The following is a 19,939-nucleotide window of genomic DNA, read 5'->3' on the forward strand; positions in this document are numbered from 1 at the left end:
GTCGCGGCTAGCGACGACGGGCTGGCCGTCGATCTGGCGTTTTTCGCAGGGCCCGTCGGGTGCGAGGGGAGCATCACTGGCATGCAGCTCGAGAACTTGTCCGTCGGGCACGTTTTTCGCGCGGCACTGAGGAACATGGCCCGCAACTATGCACGCTGCGCCGACCAACTCGATCCGGGACGTTCTTGGCGCCGGCTCGCATTCTCGGGTGGTTTGGCCCATCGGCTTGAGCTGTTGCGCTCGTTCGTGCTGACCGACTTGCCAGGGCCGCACCGGGTGTGCGCCGAGGCCGAGGACACGCTGCTGGGCCTATTGGCGTTAGCGCTCGTTCACGCCGGGCAGGCCGATTCGGCCCTGGCTGCCTCGACGGCACTTCAGCGCGAGGCTGCCGCCGCGCAATCGCATCAATTTGACGAGGAGACACCCTGATGACGAGTTCTTTGTTCGATCTCTCTGGCCGGGTGGCGGTGGTTTCCGGCGCGGCACGCGGTATGGGACGTGCCATGGCACTCGCGCTGGCCGAGCACGGCGCAGACTTGTTGCTGGTGGATCGCAACGCCGAGGGCGCCGCGCAAACGGCACGCACGGCCGAACAACTTGGACGCCGCGCCGTGGCTGCGGCCTGCGACGTGTCGAACCCCGAAGAGATCCGCGCATTGTTTGTCCGCCTGGATCGAGACTTCGGTCGCGTCGATTTTTTGGGCAATGTGGCGGGCGAGGGAGTGCTCGTTCCGCCGGAAGAGCTTTCGGTCGAGCAACTGCGGCAGGTTTTCGAGAATCTGGTCGTAGGTCGGTTCACCATGTGCCAGGAAGCAGGTCGCAGAATGCTGCGCGCCGGCCGCGGCAGCATCGTAAATATCGGCTCTCTGGCCAGCACCACGGCCCTCGGCCGTGGGCACACAGCCTATAGCATGGCAATGGGTGCCGTCGCGCAGATGACCCGCGAATTGAGCACTGAATGGGCCGGCTCAGGTGTTCGGGTCAACGCGATCCTGCCGGCCCAGGTCGTGAATCCCAGCCTCGAGCACCGTATCGCTGCCAATCCCGACATGAAAGACGTATGGTTGCGAGGGATTCCGGCGGGCAGGCTCGGCCAACCCGATGATATTCGCGGATTGGCCGTGCTCTTGGCCTCGGATGCGTCGAGTTGGATCACCGGCGCGCTGATCCCCATGGACGGCGGAAACCTGGCGCTCAACGGGGGAGGCTCGCTTCGTCCCAGGCCGCAATGAATAATGGAAAGTTCTGATTGAAAATACCGCGGACTGCAACTTCCACCGCGGCTAGCAGCAATGGTATCTCGCATGAATCCCACCGGGTCCGGCATGGCAACGCAAACCACCGAACTGAATTTGATTCTGTCGCTCTACCGCACGATGCGGCTCATTCGCCAATGCGAAGAGCACCTGGCCCGCTGCCACCAGCGTGGACTGGTGCAAGGCGCTTGTCACACCTATGTAGGTGAAGAGGCCATCGCCACCGGTGTATGCGCCAATCTGAATACTGACGACGTTTTGTTCAGCACGCATCGCGGTCACGGGCATGCCTTGGCCAAGGGACTGCCCCCCGAGCAATTGATCGCCGAGCTGTTCGGCCGTGCCACTGGTTGTTCGCGTGGCCGTGGCGGCAGCATGCATTTGTTTACGCCCGAAATCGGGATGATGGGCACCAGCGGCATTGTCGGCCCCTGCATATTGCAAGCAGTCGGTGCCGGTTACAGCTTCATGCTCTCCAAGTCCGATCGAGTGGCCGTGGCATTCTTTGGCGATGGTGCCGTCAACAACGGTGCCTTCCACGAGGGGCTGAACCTGGCCGCGATCTGGAATCTGCCAGTGCTGTTCATCTGCGAGAACAACCAGTTCGCCACCGAGGTACCGTTCAAGTACGCCAGCGGCATTCCCGATGTCGGTCGCAGGGCAGCGAACTACGGCATCCCCGGCTTTGAAGTGGACGGCAACGACGTGCTGGCCGTACACGATGCGGCCCGCGATGCAGTGGCCCGTGCGCGACGCGGCGAAGGCGCCACCTTGATCGAATGCAAGACGTATCGCACTCGACCCCACGCCGAAGGTATGGGAGATTTTACGTATCGTACTCGTGAACAAGTTGAAGAATGGCGCGCCAAATGCCCGATTGGCCGACTGCGGGACGAGGCGATCGCCAGGAGCAGCGAGTGGGGGCTGACAGCCGACGAATGTGATCGGTTGACCGAGGAATTCGACGCCGTCGACGCGCAGGTGTCTCAGCAGATCGACACGGCTTCGCGCGCCGCTGAAGCCGCTCCGTGGCCCGACGCCTCGACAGCCACGGATCACGTTTACTGCCAACCTTCTTCAACACCACCCACTGCGCCCCCACCGCCCGGAGACCGTCAAACGACGTTTGTGCAGAGCACTCTCGAAGCACTCGATCACGAGATGGCGCGCAACCCAGGCATATTTGTCCTGGGCGAAGGAATCGGCGAACGTGGCGGCAACTTCCGCACGACCGCCGGCCTATTTCAAAAGTACGGGCCCGAACGATTACGCGACACACCGATTAGCGAACGCGGCTTTGTTGGTCTGGGCTGTGGTGCGGCCATGACCGGCACCCGGCCAGTGATCGACTTTATGTTCGTCGACTTTATTAACGACGCCTACGGCGAAATCGTCAATCAAATCGCCAAGATGCAATACATGAGCAGCGGACGGCTGAGAATGCCGATCTTGTTGCGCGGTTGCATCGGGGTGGGCCACTCGGCAGCCACACACCACTCGAGTAATTTCACCAGCGTTTATAGCCACATCCCCGGCCTGCGCGTCGTCATACCGGCCACTCCCTACGATGCCAAGGGATTGTTTCTGCACGCATTGCGTTCGAACGATCCGGTGCTGTTCCTCGAGCATCGCGAACTAATGGCGATCAAAGGGGCCGTGCCCGAGGAGGCTTACGAGATTCCATTTGGACAGGCGTCGATCGCACGCGTCGGTACCGAGGCCACGGTCGTGGCGATGGGGCTGATGTTGCATCGCGTGTTGGCCGTGGCGGCCGAATTGGCGGGAGACGGAACGTCGATCGAGGTGATCGACCCGCGTACAGCCTCGCCACTCGACGTGCCGACAATTTTGAGTTCGGTTGCCAAGACCGGCCGGCTGTTGATCGTCGATGAAGCCTACGGTCCGTGCAGTATGGCCGCCGAAATCGCCGCACAAGTGGCCGACGCCGGATTCGACGATCTCGACGCCCCCATTAAGCGACTGAACGGTGCTTTCACCCCCACGCCCTACAGTCCGCCACTAGAGAAGGTCGTAGTGCCGCAGCTGGAAGACATCCGGGCCGCAATCCAGGATCTGTTGGCTGAGTGAACGGGAAGCGGTTTACGGAAGTTGCGCAATCACGGAAAGCAACAATGAGGTCGAGTAGCGAAATCTGCCTGTCTACTTCATTCGTGCCATTCGTGTGATTCGTGGCAAAAAAATGCAGAGGAGAAGGAACCATGGATTGCACGAATAAGAAAATGGTTGCTTGCGTGGTTCGCGTAGTGGTGCTGGTTATGGTGACGAATCGCTCGTAGTCTTGCCTCTTTGACTTGTAAGGTCTTGTATGTCCGCGGAAATCACGATCCCTCGTCTGGGCTGGTCGATGGAAGAGGGGGTCTTCGTTCGTTGGTTGAAACTCGCAGGAGAATGGGTTGGTCGTGGTGATCAACTTTTCCTGTTGGAAAGTTAGAAAGCCACTCAGGAAATCGAATCCATCGACGAGGGCTTTTTACGCATTCCGGCCAACGCGCCACAGCCCGGCGAATCGGTGAAGGTCGGACAAGTGATCGCTTTCTTGATGGCGGCCGGAGAAGATGCCTCGACCGAAGGCGATTCGCCAGCCGCAGAATCGGCGCCCGCTACCGCAGCGGTGGCCGGCCCTGCGGCGCGCCGACTCGCAAGACAATTCAACGTGCCGCTCGACGATATTGCCGGTAGCGGCCGTAGCGGCCAGATCACAGCTGCCGACGTCCATGCCGAGGCCGTGCGCCGCCAGCCGGGCAATGGCGCCGCATCTCCTACAACCGCCGCGTCACACGAACGTGCCGCCGAATCGGTCGGTGTGCGCCTGGGGCGACCGGCGGACGACGACGGACAACCCGTCATCAATGCATTGGTCATCACACCACGAGCTCTGCGCGTGGCGGCCGAACGTGGCGTCGACCCTGCTAGTGTGACCGGCAGTGGCCGCGGCGGACGAATCCGCGAGCGCGACATTCTGGCGGCCTCTTGGAGCTCCCAATCTGCGACTTCGTCCACCGGGCCTGAGGCATCTCGGGCTGGTATCACGCGGCAGCAGCAAGCCGTGGCCGGTAGCACGCCCAGGTCAGGCAACGTCCGTCGTACAATCGCGCGGCGGATGGTTGCCAGCCACCAAACGACCGCACCGGTGACACTGACCAGTCGTGTCGATGCGACGAACCTGGTCAGCTTGCGCAAACAATTCCAAGCCGCGGCGGCAAACGACCAGGACGTTGTCCCATCAGTCAGCGACCTGGTCGTCAAGCTCGTGGCCATTGCGCTGGATCGTCATCCGCATTTAAACGCCCGCTGGGAAGATGAGCAGATCGTGGAATTAGCCGAGATTCGCATTGGTGTCGCCGTCGATGCCGAGGCGGGCTTGCTCGTGCCGGTGCTACCCGACGTGCGCGTAATGGGCGTGCGCGAGATTGCCGCAGCGACGCGCGAGCTCATTGCCAAGGCCCGCGCCGGAAAGCTTTCCACCGCTGACCTGCAAGGTGGCACCTTCACGGTCACCAACTTGGGCATGTATGGCATCGACGCCTTCACGCCGATCATCAACCCTCCGGAAGCCGCCATCCTGGGTCTGGGGGCGATCCGCCGCGAGCCGGTCTTTGCCGAAGGAGATCGGGTTGTGCCGCGTGAAATGATGACGCTCAGCCTGACATTTGATCACCGCATCGTCGACGGCGCGCCGGCCGCCCGGTTTCTCCAGACCCTGCGGACTGGACTCGAAAACCCGGCCGCCTGGCTGACTGCATAACCTGTAGCCGTTTCCATTCTCGGTGTTCACGGCCACACGTCGTATTTGCCGACGGATCACAGTAGAGCGATGGTGCGGCGGGCTGACAATTTCGTTAGACACCCGTCACGCGAATGATCGCCCAAATTCGGCCGATGTAGAATAGAAGGAACGAGCTCCCATGCGATGGGTCGTTCGTCCTCATTGGCGGAGTGTTCTGAAATGCGAAGATTTTCAGTTTGCGTATGTCTGACGATTGCTGGGTTGTTGATCGGACCCGTCGCGGTCCGTGGTGCCGGCGATGCTTCGGCGATCCGTCGTGCGACGCACACCACCGACTCGCGCTACGTGTCGAACTATCGACCGGATGAAATGAGGACATCTTCTCGTCAGCGCGCCAGCCGCGTTCATTACGCGCGGCCAACAGCAACGTATGGCTGCCGCGGACGGAAGTAGCGCATGCGTCGAATAGCGTTGACGCGTGTCGTTTGCGCATGATGCCGAGAAGAATACGCCGCCGTCATTCCCAGCTATTAGAGTAGTTGGGGCAACATGATGACGAACAAAAAATGCGGCCGACATGCCGAACGAAAGGCACGTCGACCGCATTATCTAGTTTGACGATTCGGCAGACTTTAGGCGTGCCGGTGCCGCTCAGGCACATCGCGCACTACGTTCCAGACCAAGCCCATCTTTTCCAGGGCCACGATCATCCAGAAGGTCATGTCGAATTCCCACCAGCGATGGCCGTGACGGGCCATGCGTTGATAGGCGTGGTGGTTGTTGTGCCATCCCTCTCCATAGGCCAGCAGCCCGACCCACCATAGATTGCGGCTGTCGTCCGTGGTCTCGTAGTTGCGATAGCCCCACATGTGAGTGGCCGAGTTCACAAACCAGGTGACGTGCAATACGTAGATCAACCGCAGGAACATGCCGTACGCCACAAAGGAGCAGGCCGTGTACAGGTCCCAACCGAAGTAGCCGATCGCGAACAAGATCAAGCCAAAGACAACGTGCCAGAGGACAAACGTGTTTTCCAGAAAACGCATCACCGGATCCTTGGCCAGGTCGGGCGCGTAGCGCTGCAGGGTCAGCTTCTGATATTCACCACCACGGTTGGGGGCTAGCCAAACCATGTGGCTCCACCAGAAACCTTCGCGCGGCGAATGCGGATCTCCCTCGTGGTCGCTGAACTCATGATGCTTGCGATGTACGGCCACCCATGTAGTAGCCGGACCCTCGCCCGCCATGCCACCAATGAACGCCAGTGCGTGGCGCATCCAGCCATAGGTGGCAAAGCTGCCGTGCGTCAGGTAGCGATGAAATCCCATCGTGATACCGAAGGCGCCTGTGAACCAACCAAGAAAGAGCATCAAGGCGACGCCCTTCCAAGTGAAACAAAACAGCGCCGAGAGCGCACCGACATGCAGAGCGGCGATCCATATGATCACGGGCCAATCAATACCCCGCTTCCAGCGGTTCGCCGGCAAATCGCTGGCGGCCGCTTCTTGCGCTGCCGTGAACTTGCGTTCGCGCCGCGGCATCAGGCGGGACTTATCCTTCTTGTTCTTTTCCTTGCGCTGCTGCTTGAGCATTTCAACCGGTGTCACAGTCGTTGTTCTCCAGATGATACTGCGGCCGTACAACCAGTGGCTGTCCCAGCCCCTCGGTAGTTACTTCGACGAATTCTACGGATCACAGCTGCTACCAGTGTCATGCGCTGGTCGACCGTTTGTAAAAGATTGGTAACAAACCTCGTTCCTGGAGGAATTGTCAGCTAGCGAACCGGTTTGAGCCGCTCCAGCTCGCATGCCCCTAGGCTTTCCGAGCGGCAACATAACCCACTCTGGCGATGGGCCAACAGGCCAAACAGCCGTCAATCGCTGAAACGCCAATCCGGCGTATCGGTTTTCGCGTATAGAGCACCGCACATCGGTCGGTTGGCTATCGGCCGGTACAGCCCGGCACGTGGCAGACGTATTCCGCAACGGCTAGAGTAAAGCACGTCCTGCCCGCGCCGCGATGCGCGATTTTCCCCACCTTCGATCCTGCAGCGTACGAGGCCAATTGCTTATGTCTTCGCACAGGCTGACCACCGCATTTTTTTTGCTCACTCTGATTCCACTATCGCTGATCGCGGCCGAAGGGGGAACACAACCACCGCGCAAGGTCGGATACGACCGCCCGGCAAAGAATCCGCATCAGAGCCGCTCGGCGATCGCGGCCGAACATGGCATCGTGGCCACCAGTCAGCCACTGGCGGCGCAGGTCGGACTCGACATTCTGAAACGCGGCGGCACGGCGGCCGATGCCGCTATAGCCACTGGGGCCATGATGGGGCTGGTCGAGCCCATGAGCTGTGGCATTGGTGGCGACATCTTCGTCATCTATTGGGACGCAAAAACGAAAAAGCTCTACGGTCTCAACGGTAGTGGGCGCAGTCCCTACAACCTGACTCGCGAGGTATTCGCCAAGAAGGGCCTGAAGGAGATTCCCAGCGAAGGGCCGCTGTCCTGGAATGTGCCGGGCTGTGTCGCCGGATGGGACGACTTACGCACCCGCTTCGGCACGAAAGAATTCGCAGAGCTGCTGGCGCCGGCCATCGAATATGCCGAGAACGGTTTCCCCGTCAGCGAGATCATTGCCAATGGTTGGGCTTCCTCGCAGCAATCTCTTCAGCCCTGGCCGGATTCGGCCAAGACGTACTTGCCCGGTGGACGAGCTCCAAAAGAGGGCGAGATCTTTCGCAATCCGAATTTGGCGCGGTCCTATCGAGCCATTGCCACCGACGGACGCGACGCGTTCTACCGCGGCGACATCGCCAAGGCGATCATTGCTTTTAGCGAAGCTCACGGCGGCTATTTCAACGCTGCCGATTTTGCCGATCATAAATCGGACTGGATTGACCCCGTTTCGACGAACTATCGCGGCTACGACGTGTGGGAGCTACCGCCCAACGGCCAGGGCATCGCGGTGCTCGAGATGCTCAACCTGCTCGAACCCTACGATCTGCGCAGCATGGGGCCAGGCAGCCCAGACCTGCTGCACTTGTTCATCGAGGCCAAGAAGCTGGCCTACGCCGATCGAGCAAAGTTTTACGCCGACCCCGATTTCAATCGTTTGCCGACGACGGAACTTATCTCGAAAGCCTATGCCGATCGTCGCCGCAAGTTGATTGATCCGGCCCATGCCAAGGTCGACGTACCAGCGGGCGACCCAAAGCTCGCCGGGGGCGACACGATTTATCTGACCGTGGTCGACAAGGATCGCAACTGCTGTTCGATGATCCAAAGCAACTTCCACTCGTTCGGCTCGCAAGTCGTGCCGGGGAACGTGGGCTTTGTGATGCAGAATCGCGGACAACTCTTCGCGCTCGACGAGCATCATCTGAATCGACTGGAGCCGCACAAACGCCCCTTCCATACGATCATTCCCGCGATGGCCACCAAAGATGGCCGGCCTTGGCTTTGCTTCGGTCTGATGGGGGGCGACATGCAGCCGCAAGGGCACGTGCAAGTGCTCATCAATATGATCGACTTCGGCATGAATGTGCAGGAAGCGGGTGACTTCGGCCGCACGCGCCACAACGGCAGCCCCGAGCCCACCGGCGAAGCAGGCGATTCCGACGGCGGCAAGGTCACCGTCGAATCAGGCATTACCGACGAGACGATGGCCGCATTGCGAGCGCGGGGACACAAGGTCGAGCGTTCGCGTGGCGACTTCGGCGGCTACCAGGCCATCATGATCGACTGGGACCACGGCACCCTGCGCGGTGGAACTGAATCGCGTAAAGATGGCTGTGCAGTAGGGTATTAAGGAAGCGATGAATGCGAAATGCAAAATGATGAATGATTAATAGGCTGGCGCCACGTGCGGCGATCCTTTTATCTTCATTCATCATTTTGCATTCACCTTTTCCCCTAAGTCCCTCTCACCATACCGTACCACTCGATGTGTTTGCGAGGGCAGTAGAGCATGCCCGCGGCGCGGCAGTATGGGATCAGCCAACGAGCACGATCGTCGAGTTCGGTCGGCTCCGTCCCTTGCGGCATGAGTAACACCCGGCTGCGGTCGACCTCTGGGAAAGTCCGCAAGTAACACTCGACATCGTGGCAGTCTTCGGGCCGATCGATGACGAACTTCAATTGATAGTTGTAATCGCGCACCAGTCGGCGAATCACATCCGGTGCATGTCGGGTACGCTCGTGCCGCGCATTCCAGCGTGGATGCTCATGGCGCGACGGCGTCGAATTGGCCAACTTGGGGCTGATCGACAACAGGTCGCACACCACCGGCAGGTCGAGCGTGCCGGCCGTCTCGATCGTGATGTGTCGTCCTTCGGCAGCGAGCGCCGCGGTCAAAGGAACCAACTCAGCCGATAGCATCGGCTCGCCTCCAGTGACAACCACGTGCGGCGTGTCCCACTCTCCGACACGCTCTAGCACTTCGTCGATCGACAGGTCCGCTCCCTCGGGCGACCACGAGGTGTAGGGCGTATCGCAAAACCAGCATCGCAGGTTGCAGCCGCTGGTGCGCACGAAGATGCTTTGGGTGCCGGTCAGCAACCCTTCGCCTTGGCGCGAATGAAAAATCTCGGCGACCTTCACGCAACGTACTCCAGCGGATCCGTCAGGCCCGCCTCGGCGAATCCTTTGCGCCGTAACTGGCAGGCATCGCACCCGCCGCACGACCGGCCTGCGGGGTCGGGATCATAACAGCTATGGGTCAGCGAGTAGTCCAGGCCTAACTCGTGGCCGCGGCGAATGATCTCGGCCTTGGTCCAATGGATCAGCGGGGCATGGATTTGGAACTTCAGCGTACCCTCAATGCCTGCTTTTGTCGCCAGGTTTGCCAGCCGCTCGAAGGCCTCTATGTATTCGGGCCGGCAGTCCGGGTATCCGCTGTAGTCCAGCGCATTTACGCCCAGGAAGATGTCCGCGGCCGGCGCCGTCTCTGCCAAGGCCAAGGCCAGCGACAGAAACACCGTATTGCGGGCCGGTACATACGTTACCGGGATGCCTACGGACATGGCCTCGGTCGAGCGATCCTTGGGCACAGCGATGTCCGCCGTCAGAGCGCTCGCGCCGAATTGCGCTAGGTCGATCTTCAGCGTCACATGTCGCCGCACGCCGAGCGCTTGCGCCACGCGTGCCGCGGCCACGAGCTCGTGCTTGTGCCGCTGCCCATAATCGAATGACAGCGCGAACAGCTCAAAGCCCTCGTCGCGCGCGATCGCGCCGGCCGTAGCCGAATCGAGCCCGCCGGAAAGTAGTAGCACTGCTGAACGAACCATGAGACACACCAGGTTTGCACGCACTTGAACCCGCCGCATAGTCCCCGCTCAATCCGGCGGAGAACTCGAACACGCCGGCAATCGGCAGCCGGCGACGACGGACGAATCCTTCCCACATCGGGGCCATCATGCCACAATGACGCTGACACGAAAAGGAGCCAAAAATGAGCCATGATTTCCGCAAAACACTTGAAACTTTCGCCAATCAGTTCCCGGATCGGCAATACACGATCGAAATTGTCTGCCCCGAGTTCACTTCGGTCTGCCCGAAGACGGGGCAGCCAGATTTTGGAGTTTTGACAATTTTGTACGTACCGGCGGCCAACTGCGTCGAGCTGAAAAGTCTCAAGCTGTATTTACAACAGTTCCGCAACGAGGGAATTTTTTACGAACACGTGACCAATCGCATCCTCGACGATCTGGTGGCTGTGCTCGCTCCGCGTCGGATTTCGCTGAAGGCTGCCTTTACCGCCCGCGGCGGAATTACAACCACGGTCACCGCCACGTTCGAAGCCCACCGCGGATGACGGCGCGGCTGCGCATGTGAGACAATGTGAGGAATGAGGACCTTCGTGGGGCTTCACGCAAGCGGTAGCGCGATGAGCATCACCGTCATGACAAAACGCCGGGACGGCGATGGCCGCTATACTTCCTCTCCCGTGAAGATCGGCGTGATTGGCTGCCCCACATTCAATCGCAAGGGCCGGCCGAGTTGATCGTGGATTTCCGTAGCCGGATCCACGCCCAGCGCACGGTACACGGTTGCACCCAGGTCGCAGGGGTTATATGCCCGCGTGATTGGGAAGGCGGCCGTCTTGTCCGACGTTCCAATGGTGCGCCCGCCATGGACGCCGCAGCCGGCGAAGACCGATGTAAAGCATTGCGTCCAATGATCCCGACCGTCGGCCGAGAAGGTGGGAGTGCCGACATTCCCACCCAGCTTGGGCGTGCGTCCGAATTCGCCGGTGAGAATGATCAACGTTTCGTCGAGCATTCCTAGCGATTGCATATCGGCCAACAGCGCGGCCACCGCCCTATCAAGCGGCGGCAACAGGCTCTGTTTGAGCCCCTGGCAGTTTTTTGTGTGGGTATCCCACTGGCCGGCCACGCCCATGTTAGCCTGGACGATCGGCACGCCGGCCTGCAGCACCCGTCGGGCCAGCAACAACGACTGTCCGAACATGTGCCGGCCGTAGCGGTCGCGCAACTCGGACGGTTCATCATTCAGAGAGAATGCCTTAGCAAGCCGTCCGGCCAGCAGCGTATCGCACGCGGCGCGCTGCTGACCATTAAATTGCTGCACCGCCGCATGTGCCGTTAGTCCGGCGCGCTGGCGATCGATATCATCGAGCAAAGTACGACGGCTGTCGAAGCGCGAGACCGACAAACCGGCGGGCATTACCAGGCTGTCGTCGCCCGAGTATTTCGCATCGCTCGGGTCGCGGCGCAGCTGCCAGGGATCGTGTTTGGCCCCCAGCATGCCGGCATTCTGACCACAATACGGGGCGCCGCTTACGTTCATGTGTACGGGCAACATCACGCCGCTGGGCAAGTCGGCCGTGCCGGGACGCACATAGTCCAATCCCGCAGCCAAGCAGGGCCAATCGTGCCGAGAAGCGTACAGGCTCGAACCGGGCGGTAGGTCGTTGTTGCCCGTCAACATGGCATGCGTGCCCGTCTCGTGCGACGCAAGCGCCGGGTTGCAGTGCATCGTGCGAACAACCGCCAACTTGCTTGCCTGCGACGCCAGTTGCGGCAAGTGCTCGCAAAAGTAAATGCCCGGTACGTCGGTGGCGATCGGCGCGAACGACCCACGCACTTCGGCCGGAGCCGCCGGCTTCATATCGAAGGTATCGATGTGGCTTGGCCCACCCGTCAAGAAGATAAACAGCACGCCTTTCGCGCGAGGAACGCCGGCGATCGACGACGAGGACGCGGCACTGCGCGCCTGGGCTCCTAGCAGAGGCCCCAGCGCGACCGACAACATGCTGGAATACCCGACTTGCAGCATTTCACGCCGCGACCAAGGATGCCCGGTGTGACCCGGTCGTGATCGGCCTGTGAAGTTGGGCATGATTGAACTCGCCGGCGCACATCGCAAAAGAGTAGGTCGCAACTATCGTCCAGATTATAACAACGCCTCCGCCGGATTGCATTGGCCGCCCGAATCATCGAAGCTGGTCAGGTCCAGGCTTCAGTTAAGGACATTATAGATCTCCCAGTTACGGCTTGGTCCGCCCCGACCAGTGCGCACGCGACTATTTTTGCCAACCGTCCGCGAGTGCGGATCGGCCCCTCGATGCACTAAACGATAAAAGGCCGCGATGAGCACAGTTCTGGTCACCGGCGGTTCGGGCTTCATCGGCAGCCACTGCCTCCTGCAACTGCTGGCCGCCGGGCATCAGGTACGCACCACGGTCCGCACCCTTGGGCGCGAGGCAGATGTGCGTGCCATGCTGAAGGTGGGCGGTGCCGAACCGGGTGATCGCCTAAACTTTGTCGAGGCCGATCTCGAAAAGGACGCGGGCTGGCCCGCCGCTGTCGCCGGCTGCGACTACGTGCTGCACGTGGCATCTCCCTTTCCGCCGAGCCTCCCGCAGCACGAGGACGAGCTGATCGTCCCGGCGCGCGAAGGGACGCTTCGCGTGTTGCGCGCCGCGCGCGATGCCGGAGTGAAGCGGGTGGTACTGACCTCGTCGTTCGCGGCGATCGGCTACGGTCAGCAACCGCAGCAGGCGCCATTTAACGAGGCCAATTGGACGAACCCTAACGCCGCCGACGTGCAACCGTACGTGAAATCGAAAACCCTGGCGGAACGGGCCGCTTGGGATTTTATCGCCCACGAAGGCCGCGACCTGCAGTTGTCCGTCGTTAATCCTGTGGGCGTATTCGGGCCAGTGCTTGGGCCCGACTATTCGACCTCGATCCTGTTGGTGCAGCGACTTATGGACGGCGCCCTGCCTGGTGTTCCCAAAATTTATTTCGGAGTTGTCGACGTGCGCGACGTGGCCGACCTGCATATTCGCGCCATGACCGATCCGGCCGCCAAGGGAGAGCGTTTTCTCGCTGTGGCCGGAGACTTTATGTCGATGCTCGCTATCGCCAAGGTACTGAAGAACGGACTGGGCGCGGCCGCCAGAAAAGTGCCGATCAGGCAGCTTCCTAACTGGCTGGTGCGCCTCGCCTCGCTGCGCGATCCGGCTGTGAAGCAGATCCTGCCTGAACTTGGCAAGATGAAGAATGGCACCAACGAAAAGGCCAAACGCGTGTTGGGCTGGACGCCACGCTCGAACGAGGAAGCGATCATCGCCACGTCCGAAAGCTTACTACGACTGGGGCTCCTGAAGGATAGCCCGAAAACTTAGCACGCGCGAGGCCAAGAACGGCAGTATTGCGCCGGTGCCCATTCGAGGTAGTCGATGTACGCCCAAGTTGGTGAGTGTTTCGAACAGACTATCCAACTAAACATAAAGAGCGTGAGCGAATTCGCACGCCTCTGCGGCGACTTTAATCCCCTCCACTCCGATCCAGTGGTCGCGGCCCGAAGCCGATTTCAGGGGCTTATCGCCTGTGGCCCGCAGTACGCCTCTATGTTCATGGGCATGGCCGCGACGCATTTCGCTGCTAAGGGGCTGACACTCGGCTTGGAATTTACCTTCAGATTCAGAGTCGCGGTGCGATCGGACGATACGCTGCGATTTCGCTGGGAAGTGACCGCGGTAACCTGGAACGATAAACTTGCCGGAGACGTCGTCTCGCTGGCGGGATCCATTACCAACGCTGCCGGCGAGGAAGTGCTTTCCTCCACAGGAAAGATGCTGGTGTCAGCGCCGCTGTAAATGGCAGGTTACACGTTGCGGTCGTCTTGCAGAGCTGGCTCTGAGCTTGCCACTCAACCCATCGCCAACCGCGTGGCCAGCGCTGCCAGGATCTCGTACATCGCGCCGAAATACGTTTGCGCCTCGTCCAGCGGCATCACCAGTGGCGGGCTGATGCGTAGTACCTTGCCGGCCAGTGGGCCTAGCAGGTGGATGGCTCGGCCCGATTCGTCGCCGATGTAGCAGGCTTCGACCACGGCGGCGGCCACACGTTCGGCCGAGTGCCGCCCCACGGTTGCGCACTCAAGGCCCCACACCGCTCCTTCGCCGCGCACGTGGGCCACGATCGGCAGCTCGGCCAACCGCAGCAGCCCTCGTTCGATCACGGCCGACAGCTGCACGGCGTGGCCCATAATGTCCCGGCTCGCAAATTCATCGAGCGTGGCCAGCACGGCCGCGCTCGAGAGCGGATTGGCGCTCCAGGTATCAGAGGCTTCGCCGTAGTGCATGGCTGCAAACAGGTCGGCGCGGCCCACCGCGGCGCTCACGGGCACGCCGTTCCCCAATCCCTTGCCCAGCACCACCATGTCCGGTTCGACGCCGTATTCGGTGAACGCGAACAACGATCCCGTACGGCCGAAGTTGGCTTGCACCTCGTCCAAGATGAACACAATGTCGTTGTCACGGCAGAAGCGTTCCAGCAGTTGCAGATATTCCTTCTGCGGATGATACGAACCACCGCCCCCCAAGTACGGCTCGGTGATCAGGCAAGCGATGCGTTCGCCGAACTCTTTGCGGCAGGCGACCAGGTCGGCAATATAAGGAGCCAAATCGATCGGCTGCCGCCGCCGCTCGACATTCACGCATTCCTCGCGCGGAAAGCCGATGAAGCGCACCCGCGGGTCGCGCTCGGGATCGGTCTCGCAGCCGGTCACCGCGCCGGCCAGTCCCTTCTTGCCATGGAAGCCGTAGCGCGTCGCCAAAATGATGTCGGCCCCCGGTCGCCGATCCAGTGCCGCCCACAGCGCCTTTTGAATCGCCTCGCTGCCGCTGGCAGCCCACAACACTTGTTCGCAGCGGGCTCCGCCTGGTTGGCTTTGCAGTAGCGCGACCAGGCGTTCGCTGGCCCGGACATCCAATTCCGTGATGGCGTTGTAGGCCGTCAGTGGCGCGGCGGGAAGGAAATCGCCGCTGGATTTGAAATCTTCCAGGCCCAGGTATTCGCTCGTGCGTCGCCACCAGTGAGCCGGATTGTGACCCAGATTGGCCACCAACACGCCGGAACTGAAATCGGCCAGCATCCGTCCTTCGGGCGTCCAATGATACGAGCCCGCGCTGCGATCGATCACGGTCAGGCTGGGTGTAAAGGTCCGCAGAGCCCGCGGCTCGACCGCGGCGGCGCGGCGGCGGATGGCGTTGGATTGCTCTTCGCCACGATGCTGAACGGTTCCGTCGAGAATCGAATCGGTTGCGTGGGCCATGGATTCGTCTTTCGATTTGGTGAACGTGCGCGATGTCTGGTCACAACACAAGTCGATGCTGGCGCAGCCACCTGAGTCGCACTGCGCGTCAGCGGTTTACTCGCCCCTGATGCAAAACTTCATGGTCGGCGTGGCCGGGGCGCAACAGCACCAGTCCGCCTGCCGGATGATCGATTTCGACCACGCAATTCGGCTCGCCGGCAGCATGCCGCGCCAGAATCGCTTCCATCGCATGCACCGCGGCTACGGTCTGACGGTCGGCTGTTAGGTCATTGTAACTCAGCCGTTGCGCGGCTTGCAGCCGTTTGCTGCGCTCGGCTGTCGGCCCGGCAAACTCCACGGTGGCCACCTCGCGGGCGAACCGCTCCAGTACTTCCAGGCCGTACCCTCGCTGCGAGCGCTCACCCCACGGCTCGAGAAACGTGCCGTTGTAATGATTATTCATCGTGATCTTTCGCTCCAGCGGCGTGCGGCCTTCGACGGTGCATTCCACTCCACGCTTGCGGCTGTGCGCGTTCCACACGCCGTTGTCGAAGCGGAACTGCACTTCTTGTTCGACGTAGCCGGGGAAATTGTCGGGCGTGACCCAACTGGTATGAATGTCGAAGGCAGCCTCGCGGCCGTCGTCGTAGCGGTAGACCAGTCGCAGCTGCGTCGAATCCCAGGTGGGCCCGTCGGCCGGCCCGACCAATCCTCGCTGTCCGGTGCAGGCCACGCTCGCCAGCCGGCCGCCAAACGTGAAATCGATGAGCTTGATGTAATGCACCGCGACATACGTGCCCGGGTTGCGGCCGGTGATCCATTCGGCAAACTGGCCGGTCGAGATGCTCTTCGGCTCCAAAAGCGTGCAGTAGCCATTGTTCACATGCCGTAACTCGCCGTCGGCCACCAGCGTGCGCAGCTTCTTGTGATCGGGATCGAGCAGCTTGTGATAGACGACCTTGGCGAGAACACTCTTTTTATGGGCCAACTGTTCGAGTTCATCGAGCTCGGCCAGTGTTAGCACAGCAGGCTTTTCGACCAGCACGTGCTTGCCCGCTGCGAGCGCAGCCTTGGCCGTGGCGAAGTGCCGGTCGTCCGGAGTGGCCACGCACACGAAGTCGACCCCCGCGGCGAGCAACTGCCCGATCGAATCCGGCTCGTGAAAACTGGCGAAGTTGCCGAGCGTGTTGCTGGCGTTGCCTTGGAGCGCCGCGGCGCGACGCCCGGTCCGGCTCGCCACCGCCGCCAGACGCACGTCGCACACGCCAAAGGCCGGGTCGTACAAACCGCAGCGAGCCGACTGCTCGAAAAACGGCCGATAAGTCTCGTCAAAAATCATCCCCAGCCCCACCATGCCGGCGCGCAATTCGTGACGAGCAGTCGAGGTAGCAGAAGGGGGCGTCATGGCAGGATTGCGCGGGGAGAAAGAACGTCGGGCTAGTTCAATGCGATAGGATAACAGGGACACCGGGCGATTGCATCCGTTGGAAAACGAGCGGGATCTGTCCTAGGAGTTTGCGACACTGCGCAGGCAAGACCAACAGGGGGCCGAGAGATGTCCCTGCCGGATTCCTCGGGACGCCTTGTGCCGGATGCGCCTGAGACGCAAAATGGCCGCTTCCTCGCCGTGCGTCACTGCGCGGCGCTCGCCATCGCTTGTCCCCAGTGGAACTAGAGAGACCCATGACGAATAACCACGACGCGCCCAGTGTAATTATCAGCGCCTTCGGAGACGAAGCGGCCAACCAAAAAACGGCCACGCAACAATTCGCGGCGCTCGCGGCGCTAGGCTTGCAATACTACAGCATTCGTTTTATCGACGTGGGGGGCGGCATCAAGAACGTCATGAAGTTGACGCTTAAAGAGATTCAGCAGATTCGTCACCTGGAAGACGAGTATGGGCTGAACGTGGCTTCGCTCGGTTCGCCGCTGGGCAAAGTCAAGCTGGTCGATAAAGAAGACGGCACCAAGAACGCCTATGTCCCTTTCAAAAAGTATCTAGAGAAAGACGTCAAGAAAGCCTGCGAGTTGGCCCATGCGTTCGAAACCAAATTGATCCGAGGTTTTTCGTTCTATCCCCCCAAGGGGGCCGACCCGCGCGAGTACGTCGCGCAAGCAGTTGATCAGTTAGGGAAGATCGCCGAGGCTTGTCATCGCTCGGACCTCACATTCGGGCTCGAGATCGAAGCCAATCTCGTCGGCCAGACTGGTCAGCTCATGGCCGAGATCCATCGTCAGGTGAATCATCCTGCAATGGTCTTGATCTTTGACGCGGCCAACATTCTCTGCCAGGGATACAGCACGGTCGAGGTTTTTGAGCAGTACCTGGCCATGAAGCCGGCCATCGGCTGGATGCACATCAAGGATTACGCCCACACCCGTGCGGCGACCAAGCCGGGACACGTCGATGAAGACGCTCTCAAGCACTTCGTCCCAGCCGACGTAGGGCAGGGGGCCCACGAATGGATATTGCGAGACTTCCGCGCCTCGCTTCCCAAACTCACCACGCAATTGCGACGTCGCGGCATCCCGGGCGTGTTTCTGGATCTGGAACCGCACGTCAAAGGGGGCGGCCAATTCGGCGGCTTCAGCGGGCCCGACGGCCTGGGCGTGGCGTTACGAGGCTTATGCCGTGTGCTCGACTTTGCCCAAGTCAACTACCACCTGCGCGATTTTGAAGACATCCGCGCCGCCCGCGGATTCTGAAATAACACACCGCCACGATGCGACATTACAGTTAGCGACCAATTTGGTACGCAGCAAGGTGTGCGATTTGGCAGCCCCAGCGCGAAATCCCGGAAAACAGATTTAGCGCAGCGGCGTGGGCACGAATTCGCCGGCATATCCCACCAGGTCGAGTTTACTGCGCCGCGCCAGTCGGCCTTCGGCGTCGAACTCTTCCGACTCGTGGGCCACGACGCCGCCGGGGACTTCCAGACTCGACCAAAGCGTGGTCCTGGTCATGCCGCCGGCATGAGTATTGGTCACGCGCAGCTCGGCCGCCTGCCGGTGACGGCGCAACACGCGTAGCGAGCGCGACAGCGCCACCACCTCGACCTTGGTCTGGCTGACGGCTTCGTCCGAGGCCGGGTCGTAGTTCGTGCTTTCGCGTCGCAACACGTAGGGCGAAACACGATCGGAATACCAGGTCTTGGTCACGATGCGTCCGCCAGGAGACTGAGTTTCGGTTTGCTCGACGCGACAGGGTATGCGGTTACCCGAGATCGTCACTGTGTCGTCACCGAGATCGGTTATCGTGGCCGTGCGATCCGTCGATTCGCCATGCCAGCCCTGGGTGAGCACTTGCGGGCCCGACTCGACCTGTTTGCCCGCCAGATCGACAGTCCCTTCGATCTTCAGGGTAATTCCTGCATCATCGACGGTCGCCAGCGTCGTGCGTGTCCGCGCAACGCTTGTTGCCGTGAGCTTGCCCTGCTCGTCGAAGGTCTCGGTCACCAGCCGGATGCGACGCCAACTCCCCGGCCGAAAGCGTCCCCACGGATGATTCTTGCGGATCGTGGACGTCTCGACGGCGCGCGACAGCATGCCATGAGACATGGTCAGAATCAAACTGCCTACAACGGCTGCGACTCTGATCCGCTGCAACCTTGTCAAAGCGATTCTCCCAAATCCGCCTGCGGCGTCGCTCGGGGCGGATAACGCTCAGAAAAACATCCTCACAACCGATTCGGCCACGCACACCGGCTTGTCCTCACCCTCGACCTCGAACACGTTGCGGGTGGTGGCCTGAACGCCGGCCGGCGTGACCTTCAGATCGATCAAATCGCAGGTCATACGTACTCGCGAACCGACCTTCACCGGACCGGGAAACCTTACCCGGTTCAATCCATAGTTGAGCACCAGTTTCAGGCCCGTGACGGTATAGATCTGCTGGGCCAGCACGGGGCTTAGTGACAGCGTGAAGAAACCGTGGGCCACGGTCGTCCCGTAAGGGCTCTCACGCTGGGCACGCTCCGGATCGCAATGGATCCATTGGTGGTCCCCTGTACCGTTAGCAAATTGATTCACACGCTCCTGCGTGACGTCAAGCCATTCGCTTTGTCCTAGGGTGTGTCCCACCAATGCTTTGAGTTCTTCAATCCCATTGATCACGCGGGGCGGCATACACTGTTCCTTGGCAGGGCGCTGAGCAAGATTTGCCCGATTCTACGCGACCGAGCCCGTTTGGCAAAAGGCGTAAGGCAGGGGTCCCCCCAATTTTCCCAGTCGTCCAGGTCGCACGAGCGACGTTGACCTGTTGTTGCGGATTGCTTATCAGTGTGCGGCTTCCGCCCTGGGGTCGCCTCAGGCTGCCGAGAGCGGAGAGTAAGAGGCAAATGCTCGGATTCCGAGCCCACGCTACC

17 protein-coding genes are annotated in these 19,939 nt (G+C 60.9%); 9 read left to right on the forward strand and 8 right to left on the reverse strand.

The features are described from left to right. The 4 genes from VGG64_22565 to VGG64_22580 form a co-directional block, all read left to right on the forward strand. Nucleotides 1–429, forward strand: a 429-nt coding sequence (locus tag VGG64_22565; protein HEY1602403.1) for a hypothetical protein, incomplete at its 5' end; no start/stop codon positions are given. Beyond that, entirely contained in the window at nt 429–1,232 is an 804-nt protein-coding gene (locus tag VGG64_22570; GenBank protein HEY1602404.1) for an SDR family oxidoreductase, read from the forward strand. The genes VGG64_22565 and VGG64_22570, both read left to right, overlap by 1 nt. A 93-nt stretch (nt 1,233–1,325) precedes the next feature. Then, the gene (locus VGG64_22575; GenBank protein HEY1602405.1) at nt 1,326–3,344 is read left to right on the forward strand and encodes a dehydrogenase E1 component subunit alpha/beta; all 2,019 of its coding nucleotides are present in this window, start codon (nt 1,326–1,328) and stop codon (nt 3,342–3,344) included. Between the two features lie 457 nt (nt 3,345–3,801). Beyond that, on the forward strand, nt 3,802–5,022 hold the full coding sequence (locus VGG64_22580) for a 2-oxo acid dehydrogenase subunit E2 (protein HEY1602406.1): 1,221 nt from the start codon (nt 3,802–3,804) through the stop codon (nt 5,020–5,022). A 614-nt stretch (nt 5,023–5,636) separates the two neighbouring features. Here the strand turns inward: VGG64_22580 and VGG64_22585 are convergent. Continuing rightward, complete coding sequence (locus VGG64_22585) at nt 5,637–6,611, reverse strand: fatty acid desaturase (GenBank protein ID HEY1602407.1); 975 nt, start codon at nt 6,609–6,611, stop codon at nt 5,637–5,639. Between the two features lie 463 nt (nt 6,612–7,074). On the opposite strand from VGG64_22585, the gene ggt reads away from it, so the two are divergent. Beyond that, entirely contained in the window at nt 7,075–8,817 is a 1,743-nt protein-coding gene (ggt, locus tag VGG64_22590; protein HEY1602408.1) for a gamma-glutamyltransferase, read from the forward strand. Nucleotides 8,818–8,921: 104 nt separating this feature from the next. Here the strand turns inward: ggt and VGG64_22595 are convergent, their stop codons facing one another. Next, nucleotides 8,922–9,608: a 7-carboxy-7-deazaguanine synthase QueE gene (locus VGG64_22595; protein HEY1602409.1), complete on the reverse strand. Its 687-nt coding sequence runs from the start codon at nt 9,606–9,608 to the stop codon at nt 8,922–8,924. Beyond that, the gene (gene queC / locus VGG64_22600; GenBank protein ID HEY1602410.1) at nt 9,605–10,294 is read right to left on the reverse strand and encodes a 7-cyano-7-deazaguanine synthase QueC; all 690 of its coding nucleotides are present in this window, start codon (nt 10,292–10,294) and stop codon (nt 9,605–9,607) included. Before queC ends, VGG64_22595 begins: the two co-directional genes overlap by 4 nt. A 164-nt stretch (nt 10,295–10,458) precedes the next feature. Between queC and queF the strand changes: the two genes are divergently transcribed. Next, entirely contained in the window at nt 10,459–10,821 is a 363-nt protein-coding gene (gene queF, locus VGG64_22605) for a preQ(1) synthase (GenBank protein HEY1602411.1), read from the forward strand. 116 nt (nt 10,822–10,937) lie between these two features. Here queF and VGG64_22610 read toward each other — a convergent pair whose 3' ends face one another. Beyond that, complete coding sequence (locus tag VGG64_22610) at nt 10,938–12,368, reverse strand: DUF1501 domain-containing protein (protein ID HEY1602412.1); 1,431 nt, start codon at nt 12,366–12,368, stop codon at nt 10,938–10,940. Nucleotides 12,369–12,618: 250 nt separating this feature from the next. Here VGG64_22610 and VGG64_22615 point away from each other — a divergent pair, with 250 nt between their 5' ends. Then, a complete protein-coding gene (locus VGG64_22615) occupies nt 12,619–13,659 on the forward strand; it encodes an aldehyde reductase (GenBank protein ID HEY1602413.1) in 1,041 nt (346 codons plus the stop codon). A 54-nt stretch (nt 13,660–13,713) separates the two neighbouring features. After that, nucleotides 13,714–14,133, forward strand: coding sequence for a MaoC family dehydratase (locus VGG64_22620; GenBank protein ID HEY1602414.1), 420 nt, complete (start codon nt 13,714–13,716; stop codon nt 14,131–14,133). A 53-nt stretch (nt 14,134–14,186) separates the two neighbouring features. On the opposite strand, the gene VGG64_22625 is transcribed toward VGG64_22620, so the two are convergent. Continuing rightward, on the reverse strand, nt 14,187–15,593 hold the full coding sequence (locus tag VGG64_22625; protein ID HEY1602415.1) for an aminotransferase class III-fold pyridoxal phosphate-dependent enzyme: 1,407 nt from the start codon (nt 15,591–15,593) through the stop codon (nt 14,187–14,189). An 88-nt stretch (nt 15,594–15,681) separates the two neighbouring features. Continuing rightward, nucleotides 15,682–16,980 carry a Gfo/Idh/MocA family oxidoreductase gene (locus tag VGG64_22630; GenBank protein ID HEY1602416.1) on the reverse strand — a complete coding sequence of 433 codons (1,299 nt, stop codon included), beginning with the start codon at nt 16,978–16,980 and terminating at the stop codon, nt 15,682–15,684. 278 nt (nt 16,981–17,258) lie between these two features. Between VGG64_22630 and VGG64_22635 the strand changes: the two genes are divergently transcribed. Next, nucleotides 17,259–18,281, forward strand: a complete 1,023-nt coding sequence (locus VGG64_22635) for a sugar phosphate isomerase/epimerase family protein (protein HEY1602417.1) — start codon at nt 17,259–17,261, stop codon at nt 18,279–18,281. Between the two features lie 102 nt (nt 18,282–18,383). Here VGG64_22635 and VGG64_22640 read toward each other — a convergent pair whose 3' ends face one another. After that, on the reverse strand, nt 18,384–19,133 hold the full coding sequence (locus tag VGG64_22640; protein ID HEY1602418.1) for a hypothetical protein: 750 nt from the start codon (nt 19,131–19,133) through the stop codon (nt 18,384–18,386). Nucleotides 19,134–19,238: 105 nt separating this feature from the next. After that, entirely contained in the window at nt 19,239–19,700 is a 462-nt protein-coding gene (locus tag VGG64_22645; protein HEY1602419.1) for a MaoC family dehydratase, read from the reverse strand. Between the last annotated feature and the right edge of the window lie 239 nt (nt 19,701–19,939).

This window comes from Pirellulales bacterium (assembly GCA_036490175.1).
In the GTDB taxonomy this organism is placed as follows: Bacteria; Planctomycetota; Planctomycetia; order Pirellulales; family JACPPG01; genus JACPPG01.

Coding starts and splice junctions, on each gene's coding strand:
- VGG64_22570 (HEY1602404.1), top strand. CDS start 429: ATGACGAGTTCTTTGTTCGATCTCTCTGGCCGGGTGGCGGTGGTTTCC.
- VGG64_22575 (HEY1602405.1), top strand. CDS start 1,326: ATGGCAACGCAAACCACCGAACTGAATTTGATTCTGTCGCTCTACCGC.
- ggt (HEY1602408.1), top strand. CDS start 7,075: ATGTCTTCGCACAGGCTGACCACCGCATTTTTTTTGCTCACTCTGATT.
- queC (HEY1602410.1), bottom strand. CDS start 10,294: ATGGTTCGTTCAGCAGTGCTACTACTTTCCGGCGGGCTCGATTCGGCT.
- queF (HEY1602411.1), top strand. CDS start 10,459: ATGAGCCATGATTTCCGCAAAACACTTGAAACTTTCGCCAATCAGTTC.
- VGG64_22610 (HEY1602412.1), bottom strand. CDS start 12,368: ATGCCCAACTTCACAGGCCGATCACGACCGGGTCACACCGGGCATCCT.
- VGG64_22615 (HEY1602413.1), top strand. CDS start 12,619: ATGAGCACAGTTCTGGTCACCGGCGGTTCGGGCTTCATCGGCAGCCAC.
- VGG64_22620 (HEY1602414.1), top strand. CDS start 13,714: ATGTACGCCCAAGTTGGTGAGTGTTTCGAACAGACTATCCAACTAAAC.
- VGG64_22625 (HEY1602415.1), bottom strand. CDS start 15,593: ATGGCCCACGCAACCGATTCGATTCTCGACGGAACCGTTCAGCATCGT.
- VGG64_22630 (HEY1602416.1), bottom strand. CDS start 16,980: ATGACGCCCCCTTCTGCTACCTCGACTGCTCGTCACGAATTGCGCGCC.
- VGG64_22635 (HEY1602417.1), top strand. CDS start 17,259: ATGACGAATAACCACGACGCGCCCAGTGTAATTATCAGCGCCTTCGGA.
- VGG64_22640 (HEY1602418.1), bottom strand. CDS start 19,133: ATGTCTCATGGCATGCTGTCGCGCGCCGTCGAGACGTCCACGATCCGC.
- VGG64_22645 (HEY1602419.1), bottom strand. CDS start 19,700: ATGCCGCCCCGCGTGATCAATGGGATTGAAGAACTCAAAGCATTGGTG.